Here is a 13,033-nt window from a genome sequence, read left to right as displayed (position 1 = left end):
CCATCCCGGTCAGTTTTTCTGCACTACTGGCAGGCTTCGCAGTCCGGATTGTCGATCGAGCAGAATTTCGGCTCGGCAACCATGCCGCCTTCTATTGGCACGGCATTCAGCTCCCCGCCGCGACCGGTGGATTTTTCGGCACTGGTGGCAGCCAGCGTGCGCAGGTAATAGGTGGTTTTCAGACCACGTACCCATGCGAGCTTGTAAAGGGTGTCGAGCTTCTTGCCCGAAGCGCCGGCCATGTAGAGGTTGAGGCTCTGCGCCTGGTCAATCCATTTCTGCCGGCGACTGGCCGCCTCGACCAGCCAGCCCGGGTCAACGTCAAATGCCGTGGCATACAGCGTTTTGATGTCCTGCGGAATCCGCTCGATGGGCGCCAGGTCACCATCAAAATACTTGAGGTCGGCCAGCATCACCGCATCCCACAACCCCAGCCGCTTGAGATCCTGCACCAGGAATTCGTTGACCACGGTGAACTCGCCGGACAGGTTGGACTTGACGAACAGGTTCTTGTAAGTCGGCTCGATCGAGGCCGAAACACCGATGATGTTGGCAATGGTCGCGGTCGGGGCGATGGCAAGGCAGTTGGAATTGCGCATGCCGAAGCGGGCGATGCGCTCGCGTACCGGCGTCCAGTCCAGCCGGCTTGAGCGGTCAACTTCAAGGTAGCCTTGACGCTCCGCGGCCAGCAGCTCGACCGAATCCTGCGGCAGGATGCCCTGGCTCCACAGGCTGCCCTCAAAGCTGGGATAGCATCCGCGCATCTCGGCCAGTTCGGTCGAAGCCAGATAGGCGTGGTAAGCGATCAGCTCCATGGATTCGTCGGCAAACCCGACGGCCGCCTGCGAACCGTAAGGCAGGCGCAGCAGGTGCAGGCAATCTTGGAAGCCCATGACACCCAGCCCCACCGGCCGGTGGCGCAGGTTGGCCGTGCGGGCCTTTTCCACCGGATAGAAATTCAGGTCAATCACGTTGTCTAGCATGCGCATGGCCACGCGCACGGTCCGGGCCAGCTTTTCCTGGTCCAATGCACCCTCCTTGAGGTGATTGGCAAGGTTGACCGAGCCCAGGTTGCAGACGGCAATTTCGTCATCGCTGGTGTTGAGCGTGATTTCGGTGCACAGGTTGGAGCTGTGCACGCGGCCGACATGCTGCTGCGGCGAGCGCAGGTTGCAGGCATCTTTCCACGTCAGCCACGGATGCCCGGTTTCAAACAGCATGGTCAGCATCTTGCGCCACAGGTCCACCGCGCGGAGGGTCTTGGCATTGCGCAGGGTGCCGGCGCGGGCCATGGCTTCGTATTCGGCATAGCGACGGGCAAATGCGCGGCCGGTCAGGTCGTGCAGGTCCGGTACGTCGGCCGGGCTGAACAGGGTCCACTCGGCGTTTTCCATCACCCGCTGCATGAAGAGGTCGGGAATCCAGTTGGCCGTGTTCATGTCGTGGGTGCGGCGGCGATCGTCGCCGGTATTCTTGCGCAGCTCCAGGAACTCCTCGATGTCGAGATGCCAGGTTTCCAGATAGGCGCACACGGCCCCTTTGCGCTTGCCGCCCTGGTTGACCGCTACGGCCGTATCGTTGGCCACCTTCAGGAAAGGCACCACCCCCTGCGACTGGCCGTTGGTGCCCTTGATGTGGCTGCCCAGTGCCCGCACCGGCGTCCAGTCGTTGCCCAGACCTCCGGCAAACTTGGACAGCTGCGCGTTTTCCTTGATGGCATCGAAAATGCCGTCAAGGCTGTCCGCGATGGTGGTCAGGTAGCAGCTCGACAGCTGGCTGTGGCGGGTGCCGGCGTTGAAGAGCGTCGGCGTCGAGCTCATGAAATCAAAGCGGGACAGCAGGTCATAGAATTCCATGGCCTGGGTGGTCGGATCGGCCTCGTTCAGGGCCAGCCCCATGGCGACGCGCATGAAGAAGGTCTGCGGCATTTCGATGCGCCGGCCATCGACATGCAGGAAATAGCGGTCGTACAGGGTTTGCAGGCCCAGATAGCCAAACTGCCGGTCGCGCTCGCCATCCAGCGCAGCCGCCAGCCGCGGCAGGTCAAAATCAGCCAGTCGCGGGTCCAGCAGATCTGCCTGCATGCCACGCTGGATGCCCTGCTGGAACACTTCGGCATAAGTGGCAGCCACACCGCCTGCCACTTCGCGGCGGATGGTATCGAGCAACAGGCGGGCAGTCACCTTGTCGTAAGCCGGATCCCGTTCGATCCATTGCCGGGCCGACAGGATCAGTGCCCGTTCCACTTCGGCTTCGGTCACGCCGTCGTAGAGGTTCTTCAGGGTATCTGCCAGCAAGGCTGCCGGCCGGGTATCGGCCTCCAGCCCGTGGCAAGCGGCTTCGAGCTGCCTCCCCAGACGCTCGATGTCCAGCGGAGCCCGGCTGCCGTCCGGACGGGTAACGTGCAGGGCCGGCAGCTGGTCGATGCCCAGCGCTGCGTGACGGGCACGCCGCTCGGCTGCACGCGCCTCGCGGTACAGCACATAGGCGCGGGCAACTTCGTGCTCACCCGAACGCATCAGTGCGAGTTCGACCTGGTCCTGGATATCCTCGATGGCAATGGCGCTGCCTTCCGGGCGGCGGCCGGTCAGGGCATTGACGACGTCCTGTGTCAGCCGGGCGACTTCATCACGCAAACGGCTCGACTGTCCGGCGGATTCTCCTTGTACGGCGATGAAGGCCTTGCGCATGGCAAGGGCGATTTTGTCGGCGTTGAACGGAACCACGTCGCCGGTACGGCGTATGCAGAGACAAGAGGCAGTGACGGTCGTCGTCATACGGTGTTTCTCCCTGGAGACCCTGGCCGGACAGTGATGTCCGGCACGCAAGAGCACAAGATGTTGTGTTGAACGAGCTTTGTTTTCCCAAATTGTAGTGCCAATTTATTGTTCAAGACAATTCATGAACAAAAAAATACGGGCTGTTTTCCGGAGAGGAGCAAGTAGGGAAAGCGGGGAAAAACAACTAAGCTGTTGAGCACAAACAAGGAAATTCATCTGTTGCAATCTGCCTGCCGTCTGGCAGCTTGCCGGCTTGCCCAAAGCCGGTCGGGCAGGGCGCGTGACTTGACCGGACGGGAAGATGTGACAGAATGATGAACCTCCAGAATATAACCAAAAGCTAAAACACGGCCGTGTCAACCCCGTGGCGCAATGCCTGAGCCATTCGTCATCAAACCGGGAGAACGGCCGGTTTGCCTACTTCCGAAAGGACTGTCCCGATGATCCGACGCTCGCTGTTGGCTGCACTTCCGCTCGGCCTGATGCCGATGCTGGCTCAGGCCGCCGACCTGCCCGGCGCCGAACTTTCGCTTGCCTGGGCCTTGCCCTTTGCCGGCATTCTGCTTTCGATCGCCTTGTTCCCGCTGCTGGCCCCCCATTTCTGGCACCACCATTTCGGCAAGATCAGCGCCTTCTGGGCTGCGTGCTTCCTCGTGCCTGCGGCACTGATTTACGGTACCGGTACCGCAGCCGGTGTAGTGGTGCATGCACTGGTGGACGAATACATTCCGTTCATCGTGCTGCTGTTCTCGCTCTACACCGTTTCGGGAGGCATCCTGATCAGTGGCAACCTGCACGGGTCGCCCAAACTGAATACCGGCATTCTGGCCCTCGGCACGGTATGCGCCAGCCTGATGGGCACGACCGGTGCCGCCATGCTGCTGATCCGCCCGCTGCTGCGCGCCAACGACAACCGCAAGCACAACGTGCATGTGGTGGTGTTCTTCATTTTCCTCGTAGCCAACATCGGTGGTGGTCTGACCCCTATCGGTGACCCGCCGCTGTTTCTGGGCTTCCTGAAAGGTGTGGATTTCTTCTGGACCCTGGAGCACATGGTGCTACCGGTGATCATGGCCTCGGTTCTGCTGCTGGTGCTGTTCTACTTCATCGACAGCTATTTCTACCGCAAGGAAAACATCGAGCCGGCCGATCCGACGCCAGACACGCCGTTTCGGATTTTCGGGTCGTTCAACTTCATCCTGCTGGGCGTGATAGTGGCGGCCGTGCTGATGTCCGGCCTGTGGAAACCAGGAATCCAGTTCGAAATACTGGGTGCCAAGTGGCAGCTGCAAAACATCGTGCGCGACCTGATCATGATCGGCGTGGCACTGGCCTCATTGCAGTTCACACCCAAAAAACTGCGTGAACTCAACGAGTTCAACTGGTTCCCGATCCTGGAAGTGGCCAAGCTGTTTGCCGGCATCTTCATCGCCATGGCTCCGGCCATCGCCATCCTGAGGGCCGGTGTCGGTGGCGCCATGGCGCCGCTGGTACAGCTGGTGTCGACTCCTGATGGCCAGCCCATCGACGGCATGTACTTCTGGATGACCGGCATCCTGTCGAGCTTCCTCGACAATGCGCCGACCTATCTGGTGTTCTTCAACCTCGCCCACGGCGATCCGGTACACCTGATGGGCGAAATGGCCTCCACCCTCCTCGCCATTTCAGCCGGTGCAGTGTTCATGGGAGCCAACACCTACATCGGTAATGCGCCCAACTTCATGGTCAAGGCCATTGCCGAAGGGCAGGGCGTGAAAATGCCGAGTTTCTTTGGCTACATGCTGTGGTCCGGGCTGATCCTGCTGCCGCTTTTCGTACTGGTGACGCTGGTGTTCTTCCACTTCTGACCCACCGGCCTCCCCGCGAAAAAACCGCCTGTTGCAAGGCGGTTTTTTCATCTTGCTGCTTGAAGATTGCCGGCCCCGGTGCCCACAATCAGAGACAAGAGGAGGATTGCCGTGTTCGATTTCTGGCGCAGACGCAAGATCGACAAACTGGTGGCAGGAGAGCCGCTGCCCCGGGATGACTGGGCCCGGCTGGTAGAGCCCATGCCGATACTGGCCGGTCTGACCCGCCCTGAATGGCAAGCGCTTTACCAACGGGCAGCCTGGTTTTTTGCGGACAAGGAATTCGGGGCACCGGATGACCTTGAGGTCAGCGCAGACATGGCGCTGGTCATCGCCGCCCAGGCAGCCTTGCCGATCCTGGCTCTGGACATCGACAGCTACCACGACTGGAAAGGCGTAATCGTGTATCCCGATGCCTTCATTACCCGCGAAGCGTGGGGGGACGAGTTCGGACTGGTACACGAAGACGAAAAGGTCCTGATCGGACAGGCGCGGGGCGACGGGCCACTGCTGCTGTCGTGGCCGGACAGCGCCCAGTCACCGCTGCTGGATGGCTGGAACGTGGTCATTCACGAGTGTGCCCACAAGCTCGACATGCAGACCGGGGCGGCCAACGGCTGTCCGGCCTTGCACAGCGGAATGAAGCAGGCGGCATGGGCCGAAGCATTCGGACGGGCCTATGACACTTTTTGCACCGAAGTGGAGCACGGAACTGCCGGTTGGCTGGATCCGTATGCCAGCGAATCACCGGCCGAGTTTTTTGCCGTGCTGAGTGAATACTTCTTTGAAGCCCCTCACTGGATCCAGGAACACATGCCGGCAGTATTCGGGCAGCTCCGGCTCTTTTACCGCCAGGATCCGTCCCGGCGGCTGCCACGGCTGCCACTCACCGTCATCTGGCCGGATGCGGTGCGGCATGCACCAATGTAGTGACAGGCAGGCCAGCCAGCTGTGCGGCCAGCTGCTCATCCAGTTGTGTCAACAAGGGCAGGCCTTCTGCCAGCCAGCGGGCAAGCCGGGTGGCATGGCAGTCCGGCCAGGCATACGGTTGATCCAGCCACAGGCAGGCAATGTCCAGCAACGGCTGCAAATGCGTGCGCTGGTTCAACAGACTGTCGCGCCAGCGCTGGATGAACGGTCCTGAAGCGGGATCACACGCCGCTTGAGCATGAACGAGCCAGACATGCTCGATACCCTGCTGGACATGCCGACAAAAGCTGCCCGCCCCAGGCGGCCCGACGTGGACGGCGGCACCGGCAAAGAACGCCAGCCGGTCCAGACACGGCCGGATGGTGCCCGTGTGCTCGGTCGCAGCGCCCCATGCAAGGGCAAATCCGGCCTGCTCGCCAAAAGGATGCCAGGGACCGGCAATTTCCGCATACCGGCATTGCGCCTGCCGGCAGCTTTCATGCCGGTCCGGCAGGGTCATGAACCAGTCTGTCGAGGCATCCAGCACCACGCTTCCGCACGGAAGGCCCTGCCGGAGCAGCAGCTCCCAGCCTTCACGGTCACACAGGCAGACCTGTGTGCAACCCTCCATGCCTGCGGCCCGCCGGTTCAATCGAGCGGCGAGCCAGGCAAGGTGGGGAGAACTCCCCAGGCAGGTCAGCACAAAGGGCATACCCTAGCAGGCGGTCCGTGGCAGGTAGTGGACGGGAAAAAGCGGCGTGATGACGGACTCTGGCAAATTGAAAACGGTTCTTATGATGAATCCGGAAATGCAGGATCGTCAATGACATATCCCGCATGGCAACATGATCAGGAGCCTGGTCGGCAAGGTCAAAAAAACCATACCTTTTCTGCTGGCCGGGCAGACTGGCTGACCTCATCCGGAACAAGCACCATCGCCCGCTTCCGGCATGCCGGTTGCAGCGGCGGCTCAGTTGACCACGTTCTGCGGCTGCCCCTGCATCCAGGCGGCAATGTTGTCCACCAGCATGCGCGCCATGGTCTGCATCGCCCCCTCGCTGGCCCATGCCACATGTGGCGTCAGCAGCAGATTGTCGAGTGCCAGCTCCAGCAGAGGATTACCGTCGCGCGGGGGTTCTTGCGTCAGCACGTCAAATCCGGCGCCGCCCAGATGCCCGGCACTCAGCACCTCTGCCAGTGCAGCCTCGTCAACCAGCCCGCCACGGGCCGTATTGACCAGTACGGCGCCCGGCTTCATCCGCAGCAACTCCGCCCGCCCCAGCATGTTGCGGGTGGCGTCATTGAGCGGCAGATGCAAAGACAGAACGTCCGACGTTTCCAGCGCTTCGTCAAACGATACGTAGCCCGGCCGCACGCAGCCTGCCTCACGACGCTCCATGAAACGCACATCCATGCCGAACGCCCGGGCCTTGTGAGCCAGCGCCTGTCCGATGTCTCCTGCACCGGCAATCACCAGCCTGGCACCTTTCAGGTCACCGATCGGCGCTCCGAACAGGCAAAACCGTTCCGAACGTTGCCATTCCCCCGCGCGCACGGCCCGCTGGTAAGCCGCCAGCTGCCGGCGCAACACCATCATCAGCATGAAGGCATGTTCGGCCACCGTATCGGCACCGTAATTGCGCACGTTGCAGACCGGAATGCCACGTGCCCGGCAGGCCGCCAGATCGACATTGTTGACCCCGGTGGCTGACACGGCCACCAGCCGGAGCCGGGGCAACTGCTCCAGCAGGGCAGCGTCCAGCATCACCTTGTTAACCACCAGCACGTCTGCATCCCGTGCCCGCTCCAGCCGCTCACCGGTAGCGGTCTGGCCGTAGTCGGTCCATTCATGCGGAACATCCAGCAGCGGAAGCGGAACGGGCAGGCTGGCACGGTCAAGAAAAACAATGCGGGTCATGGTGGCAGGCAGTCATGGAGGGAAAAGCACCATTGTAATGGAGCCGGAGAGCTGGCATGCAAGATGCTTAACCCGTGCGCAGGTCTCCACAGGACTGACTGCCGGCGACCGGATGCACGGACAGGGGCATCCGGCTTTCCGGCACGGTTCTGGGTGCTGGCAGACGATCACCATGATCGACTGGCCAGCATTTTTTTGTCTGCCTGCTGATACCCGAATGCATTTGCATATGCACAGCCGGCATTTCCACCATGCCCGGCTTTGCCGCAAGCTGAAGGCACGACGAGGGAGAAAAACATGCATACAGGCAAAGTCTGGCTGATTGGCTGCGGCCCGGGCGACATGGAACTGCTGACACTCAAGGCCGCCCGGATACTGCAAAGCGCTGATGTATGGCTAGTGGACGATCTGGCAGGCAAGGACATACTGACACTGGCACGGGCTGATGCCCGGATCGTGCATGTCGGCAAACGTGGCGGTTGCCGCTCGACGCCACAGCACTTCATCAACCGGCTGATGGCCCGCTACGCCCGCCAGGGATTCCAGGTGGCGCGGGTGAAAGGTGGCGACGTCATGCTGTTCGGACGCGGCGGAGAAGAGCAGGCCTACCTGCATGAACAAGGCATCGAAACCGGCATCGTCAACGGGCTGACCAGCGGCATGGCCGCCGCCACGTCACTGGGGGTGCCGCTGACCCATCGTGACCATTGCCGGGGCGTGGCCTTTGTCACGGCCCACGGACACGATGGCGACGAGCCGGACTGGAGCGCACTGGCCCGCAGCGGACTGACGCTGGCGATCTACATGGGCATGAAACGGCTGGACCGGATCCGTGCCGGACTGCTGGCGGGCGGCCTGTCCCCCTCCACACCTGCCGCCATCGTGCAGTCCGCCAGCACACCGGCCGAACGGCAACTGCTCACCACGCTGGATGAACTCCCGCAAGCAGCCAGTCGCGAACAGCTGGCCAGCCCGGCCATCGTGCTGGTCGGCACCGTGATCGGGCTGGCCGGACAACAGATGATGCAATCTGGCTGCAATATGCAGGTTGCTTGAGTTGCATTCAGGCAGTTTTCACTCTGGCCGGGTTTACTGGCATGGTATTGATCCCTGTTGCCGGAGTGAATTCGCATGCCATCCCCGCTGTCTGTCTGGGTCGTCGAAGACGACCCGATTCTGGGAGAAACCCTCAGCGAGCTGCTGACCGATGCCGGCTATCACTGCCGCTGGATCAATGACGGCGCCGAGGCCATGAACAAGCTGAATCAGCCCTCCCTGCCGGACATGGTCCTGCTTGACCTCGGCCTGCCGGGGCTGGACGGTGAAATCGTGCTGGAGCGCCTGCGCGAGCAGGGCAAGGATGTTCCGGTACTGGTGCTGACCGCCCGCGATGCACTTGAGCAGCGCATCCGCGGGCTCAACCTCGGCGCCGACGACTATGTCGTCAAGCCGTTTGACGTCGACGAGCTTCTCGCCCGCGTGCGCGCCCTCTTGCGGCGTGCCCAGCCAGCCGGCGAACGCCGCCTGCGCTGGCGCGACGTGGAACTGGCCGTGGATGTCACCCAGGCCTGGCGGCAGGGTGAGCCTCTGGACCTGACCGCAGTCGAACTGCGCCTGCTTCACGCACTGATGACCCATCCGCAAATCCCGCTGTCCAAATCCCGGCTGCTGCAACTGGTCTACGACGACGTGCCGGAACACAGCAGTAATCCTCTTGCCGTCCACCTGTCCAAACTGCGCCACAAGCTGGGCAAGGACAGCATCCTGAACGAACGCGGGCTGGGCTGGAGGCTGGCAGCATGAAAGGCCGCCGCTGGCAGGCAGTCAAATCCTCGCTGATGCTGCGGCTGTCGCTGCGGCTGGCGCTGGGCGTGATGATCGTGGCGCTGGTGGTCGTCACCATGGTGGTCCTGCGCATCCAGCACGAAATGAAAGACCTGATGGAGGGCGAGCTGGAGCGCTCGGCCCTGATCCTGATCCACACCGAAGCTGACGACCGGACCTTGCAGGAACTGCGCAAGTACGAAGACGAGCATACGCTGGGAACGGTGTTCAGCATTTACGACAACAAAGGCCGGTTGCTTGCCTCCAGCTCGGACCATCCGCTGCCGCTGATCGGCGATGACGACACCATCCGTTATCGCGGCAAACCGTGGCTGGCGCATGTACTGACCGAGCACGACCGGACCATCGTGCTGGCCATGCCCGAATCAATCCAGCTGGACATGGCGCGCGAAGTGCTCAAGAAACTGGTCATGCCGCTCCTGATCGCCCTGGGATTGTTGCTGCCCTGGACACTCTGGGGTGTCTGGCGCGGCTTGCGCCCCCTGTCGGCGTTTGCCCGTGAAGTCGAGGGACGCAACAACGATGACCTCTCGGCATTCGTCACTCCGGTACCGACCGAAGCCATGCCCCTGCAACGCGCACTCAACCGGCGGCAGACCGAAATCGCCGGCCGCATAGAGCGCGAGCGCCGGTTTATCGGTGATGCCGCCCATGAATTGCGGACACCTCTGGCCGGCATGCTGGCCGCACTGGATCTGGCCGAGCGCACCCCGCGCGAAGACGTACGGACCCGGGCACTCGGCAATGTACGCCGTGCCGGCCTGAACGCCACCCGGCTGGTTGCACAGCTGCTGGAGCTGGCCCGGCTTGACCACGCCGAGCATGCCGCGCTGGAAACGGTCGATCTGGCCGTCATGGCCCGGACACTGCGCGACAACTGGCCGGGAATCGAAATCATCGAGCAGCAGCCTGTTGCCGTGCTGGCCCGGGCCAGCTGGCTGGAACAGGCCGTCGGCAACCTGATCGAAAATGCCCGCCGTTACGGTGGCAGCGAGGTGGTCATCCGCATCGAACTGAACGGCCCGACCCTTCAGGTCATCGACAATGGGCCGGGCGTTGCACCGGAGGTTTTGCCAAGACTCGGGGAACGTTTTTTCCGCCCGGCCGGACAGAAGAGTTCCGGCTCCGGCATCGGCCTGTCGATCGTGCGCCGCATGGTCGAACTGTGTGGTGGCAGCCTGCGGTTTATCTCGCCCCCCGGCCAGGGCCTGACCGTCAGCATGACATTCCGCAGTGCCACAGCGTTCAATGCAGACCGACAGCCGTCATGAACACCGGCACGAAAACGGCAGTGGGCAAACCGGCCAGAGCCATGCCGAGGCCGGCAAATGCGCCGGTTTCGGGTGACATCTGGAAAGCCCGCGCAGCCCCGATGCCGTGGGCTGCCACGCCCAGCGCCAGACCTTGCAGGCCAGGATCCTGAATACCCAGCCGCCGCAACAGCGTCGGCCCCAGCATGGCACCAACGATGCCGGTCACGATCACGATGGCGGCAGAAAGGGACGGCAGGCCGCCAACGGCTTCACTGATGCCCATGGCGATTGGCGTGCTGACGGTCTTGGGGCCGAGCGAGAGCAGGGTCAGCGGACCGGCTCCCAGCGATGCGGCAATCGCCCAGGCGGTTACGGTGGCGGTCAGCACACCGGCCATCAACCCGGCCAGCACCGGCCACGCCATGCGTCGCAAGGTGGGCAGGCACAGGTACAACGGAACCGCCATGGCGACGGTGGCAGGCCCCAGCAGCCACTGGATGAAGCCGGCACCACGGAAATAGTCTTCGAAACGGGTATCTGTCAGCACCAGGGTTGCGATGACCAGCGCCATGGCCATCAGGACCGGATTGAGCAGGGGATGCCGTTTGCCACGGATGAAAACCTGCATGGCCAGCTGGTGTGCAGCCAGGGTCAGGGCCACGCCGAACAGAGGGGTCTGCGTCAGACCCTGCCAGACCTGGATTGTCATGACAGGGGCTTTCTCAGGCGGGCCTGCACCAGACGGGCCACAACGGCCGTTGCGATCAAGGCCAGTACGGTAGAACCGAAAATGGCCGCACTGATGGCCAGCCAGTCTTTTTCCAGCAGGCTTGCGTGAACCATCAGACCGACACCGGCGGGTACAAACAGCAGTGACAGGTGACGGGTGAAACCGTCGGCCAGGCTGACAAGGGCAGGCGGTACGCGCCCGTGCCATGCAAGGCTGGCAAACAGCAGGGCCATGCCCAGCACCGGTCCAGGAACCGGCAGCGCGAGGCTTTTGGCCAGCAGCTCACCGGCAAGCTGAAAAATGACGATGACAGTCAGGGCACCCAGCATAGGATCATCCGCAATAAAACAGGCAAGGGCATAAGCATGCGGCATGAATGGCCCTGCTTCAACCATGTCGCAGGCACGATTTTCCTCACCGGACCGGGTTTGGCTTGTGATGAAGGGGATTGCTCACCGACAATGCGTATGAATACTTATCCTTGAAGGAGCCAACTCATGATGCGTCTACAGATGCCGGCCCCGCTGCGACTGGCCATCCTGTTGCTGCCTTTCGGACTGGGTGCCTGTGCCGGCCTGAACAGCAGCCCGGCCGTGCCGGTGATTGCCAATACACCTGTTCCGCAACAGCCAGCCTCGCAGGCCGCCTCGATGCAGCAGACCTTTCTGGATGAAGCCAATGCGATTGCCGACCAAGTCCGTGCCGGCAAACTGACCCGGCTGGAGGCCGCAGATGCCCTGAACCGCGAGCGCCTGCGGTTGTTTGGTCCCAATGCAATTGACGACGCCGTATTCACGGTTTACCGGCAGGAAACCGCGAAGCTCGAACGGGGAATGACCACCCAGGCCGACCTGCGCCGGGTTCTGATCGGAACCATCGAACGTGCCCGCCTGCGTTACAACAACCTGCCTGCCGGCAAACGCCCCAATGCCGGCTTCACCCGTTTCCTGATCCATATCTATGACCAGGCGCCGCTCTGATCCCTCTGCCGGTCTCTGCCCTTGCGGCAGCGGACTGCTTCTGGAAGCCTGCTGCGGTCCGCGTCTTGACGGGAGTCATCCGGCGCCTACTGCCGAAGCCCTGATGCGTTCGCGCTATGTTGCCTATGTGAGGCAGGATGCGGACTATCTGCGCGCCAGCTGGCATCCGGATACCTGCCCTGAGGAGTTCGGGTTCGATACACCGGTCAAATGGCTTGGCCTGCGGGTCGAGCAATCCGAGGCGGGACAGGAAGACGACCAGCAAGGTGTGGTCCGGTTTGCCGCACGCTACAAGGTCAATGGCCGCGCCGGAATGATGCAGGAAACCAGCCGGTTTGTGAGACTGGACGGTCGGTGGGTCTATGTCGATGGAGAGGTTTGCGACGATTGATCCGGTTCCTGGCCCAGACGGGCCATGGCACGGTAGGCAGAAACTGCCCGGATGCCATGCCGGGGTCCGGCGGGCTCCGTTCTGGCTGTGGAATGTACGGTCTGGGGTGCATTGGCAGGAGCCCCGTAAGGAGAGTTCGCCAGCAAGACTGTCATGTCCGGCTGCCCCGAATGCTCTGGTGTTATCGCTGACATCCTGCTTGCATACGCACCGGCATTCAGGGTTTCCAGCAGGTTTTGCCCGGACTTGTTGACGTAGCCACAGGCGGGCGGAACGGATACGAAATCGTTTCGGGGTGCCAAGGGAACAGCTTTGGCAGGTGGGCGAGCTGCTGGTCGTGGCCGGATATCCACCGGTACCATGCCGCCCACAGGAGAAAT

Annotated in this window: 12 protein-coding genes; 7 read left to right on the top strand and 5 right to left on the bottom strand. The window is 62.3% G+C overall.

The features are described 5' to 3' along the window. Nucleotides 1-23: 23 nt before the first annotated feature. Entirely contained in the window at nucleotides 24-2,834 is a 2,811-nt protein-coding gene (locus G542_RS0103855) for a ribonucleoside-diphosphate reductase subunit alpha (protein ID WP_280513435.1), read from the bottom strand. A gap of 386 nt (nucleotides 2,835-3,220) precedes the next feature. Between G542_RS0103855 and G542_RS0103850 the strand changes: the two genes are divergently transcribed. Together G542_RS0103850 and G542_RS15795 are read left to right on the top strand one after the other, a co-directional pair. Continuing rightward, nucleotides 3,221-4,627, top strand: a complete 1,407-nt coding sequence (locus G542_RS0103850; RefSeq protein WP_027823416.1) for a sodium:proton antiporter — start codon at nucleotides 3,221-3,223, stop codon at nucleotides 4,625-4,627. Nucleotides 4,628-4,738: 111 nt separating this feature from the next. Beyond that, entirely contained in the window at nucleotides 4,739-5,557 is an 819-nt protein-coding gene (locus G542_RS15795; RefSeq protein ID WP_162142327.1) for a M90 family metallopeptidase, read from the top strand. Here G542_RS15795 and G542_RS0103840 read toward each other — a convergent pair. Further along, nucleotides 5,520-6,167, bottom strand: coding sequence for a hypothetical protein (locus G542_RS0103840; protein ID WP_027823415.1), 648 nt, complete (start codon nucleotides 6,165-6,167; stop codon nucleotides 5,520-5,522). The two genes, G542_RS15795 and G542_RS0103840, sit on opposite strands and share 38 nt — an antisense overlap. A 339-nt stretch (nucleotides 6,168-6,506) precedes the next feature. After that, entirely contained in the window at nucleotides 6,507-7,454 is a 948-nt protein-coding gene (locus tag G542_RS0103835; protein WP_027823414.1) for a D-2-hydroxyacid dehydrogenase, read from the bottom strand. A 297-nt stretch (nucleotides 7,455-7,751) separates the two neighbouring features. Between G542_RS0103835 and cobA the strand changes: the two genes are divergently transcribed. From cobA to G542_RS0103820, 3 genes are all read left to right on the top strand, one after another. Further along, a complete protein-coding gene (gene cobA / locus G542_RS0103830) occupies nucleotides 7,752-8,510 on the top strand; it encodes a uroporphyrinogen-III C-methyltransferase (protein WP_012697281.1) in 759 nt (252 codons plus the stop codon). Between the two features lie 75 nt (nucleotides 8,511-8,585). After that, nucleotides 8,586-9,257: a response regulator transcription factor gene (locus tag G542_RS0103825; protein ID WP_012697282.1), complete on the top strand. Its 672-nt coding sequence runs from the start codon at nucleotides 8,586-8,588 to the stop codon at nucleotides 9,255-9,257. Further along, nucleotides 9,254-10,570 carry an ATP-binding protein gene (locus tag G542_RS0103820; RefSeq protein ID WP_027823412.1) on the top strand — a complete coding sequence of 439 codons (1,317 nt, stop codon included), beginning with the start codon at nucleotides 9,254-9,256 and terminating at the stop codon, nucleotides 10,568-10,570. The genes G542_RS0103825 and G542_RS0103820 overlap by 4 nt, the downstream gene beginning before the upstream one ends. Here G542_RS0103820 and G542_RS0103815 read toward each other — a convergent pair. Both G542_RS0103815 and G542_RS0103810 read right to left on the bottom strand, forming a co-directional pair. Further along, entirely contained in the window at nucleotides 10,545-11,261 is a 717-nt protein-coding gene (locus G542_RS0103815) for an LrgB family protein (protein WP_027823411.1), read from the bottom strand. The genes G542_RS0103820 and G542_RS0103815 overlap by 26 nt on opposite strands. After that, the gene (locus G542_RS0103810; RefSeq protein WP_012697285.1) at nucleotides 11,258-11,611 is read right to left on the bottom strand and encodes a CidA/LrgA family protein; all 354 of its coding nucleotides are present in this window, start codon (nucleotides 11,609-11,611) and stop codon (nucleotides 11,258-11,260) included. The genes G542_RS0103815 and G542_RS0103810 overlap by 4 nt, the downstream gene beginning before the upstream one ends. Nucleotides 11,612-11,779: 168 nt before the next feature. Here G542_RS0103810 and G542_RS17335 point away from each other — a divergent pair, with 168 nt between their 5' ends. Next, complete coding sequence (locus tag G542_RS17335; protein ID WP_012697286.1) at nucleotides 11,780-12,262, top strand: hypothetical protein; 483 nt, start codon at nucleotides 11,780-11,782, stop codon at nucleotides 12,260-12,262. Continuing rightward, the gene (locus G542_RS0103800) at nucleotides 12,243-12,653 is read left to right on the top strand and encodes a YchJ family protein (RefSeq protein WP_012697287.1); all 411 of its coding nucleotides are present in this window, start codon (nucleotides 12,243-12,245) and stop codon (nucleotides 12,651-12,653) included. Before G542_RS17335 ends, G542_RS0103800 begins: the two co-directional genes overlap by 20 nt. Nucleotides 12,654-13,033: the final 380 nt, after the last annotated feature.

This window comes from Laribacter hongkongensis DSM 14985 (assembly GCF_000423285.1).
Taxonomy (GTDB): Bacteria; Pseudomonadota; Gammaproteobacteria; order Burkholderiales; family Aquaspirillaceae; genus Laribacter; species Laribacter hongkongensis.
The sequence above is the reverse complement of the archived record's forward strand: the minus strand, read 5'-3'. Positions and strand labels throughout refer to the sequence as shown.

Excerpts from the sequence above, each read along its gene's own strand:
- G542_RS0103850 (WP_027823416.1), top strand. The coding sequence starts at position 3,221 with ATGATCCGACGCTCGCTGTTGGCTGCACTTCCGCTCGGCCTGATGCCG.
- G542_RS0103840 (WP_027823415.1), bottom strand. The coding sequence starts at position 6,167 with ATGGAGGGTTGCACACAGGTCTGCCTGTGTGACCGTGAAGGCTGGGAG.
- G542_RS0103835 (WP_027823414.1), bottom strand. The coding sequence starts at position 7,454 with ATGACCCGCATTGTTTTTCTTGACCGTGCCAGCCTGCCCGTTCCGCTT.
- cobA (WP_012697281.1), top strand. The coding sequence starts at position 7,752 with ATGCATACAGGCAAAGTCTGGCTGATTGGCTGCGGCCCGGGCGACATG.
- G542_RS0103825 (WP_012697282.1), top strand. The coding sequence starts at position 8,586 with ATGCCATCCCCGCTGTCTGTCTGGGTCGTCGAAGACGACCCGATTCTG.
- G542_RS0103820 (WP_027823412.1), top strand. The coding sequence starts at position 9,254 with ATGAAAGGCCGCCGCTGGCAGGCAGTCAAATCCTCGCTGATGCTGCGG.
- G542_RS0103815 (WP_027823411.1), bottom strand. The coding sequence starts at position 11,261 with ATGACAATCCAGGTCTGGCAGGGTCTGACGCAGACCCCTCTGTTCGGC.
- G542_RS0103810 (WP_012697285.1), bottom strand. The coding sequence starts at position 11,611 with ATGCTGGGTGCCCTGACTGTCATCGTCATTTTTCAGCTTGCCGGTGAG.
- G542_RS17335 (WP_012697286.1), top strand. The coding sequence starts at position 11,780 with ATGATGCGTCTACAGATGCCGGCCCCGCTGCGACTGGCCATCCTGTTG.
- G542_RS0103800 (WP_012697287.1), top strand. The coding sequence starts at position 12,243 with ATGACCAGGCGCCGCTCTGATCCCTCTGCCGGTCTCTGCCCTTGCGGC.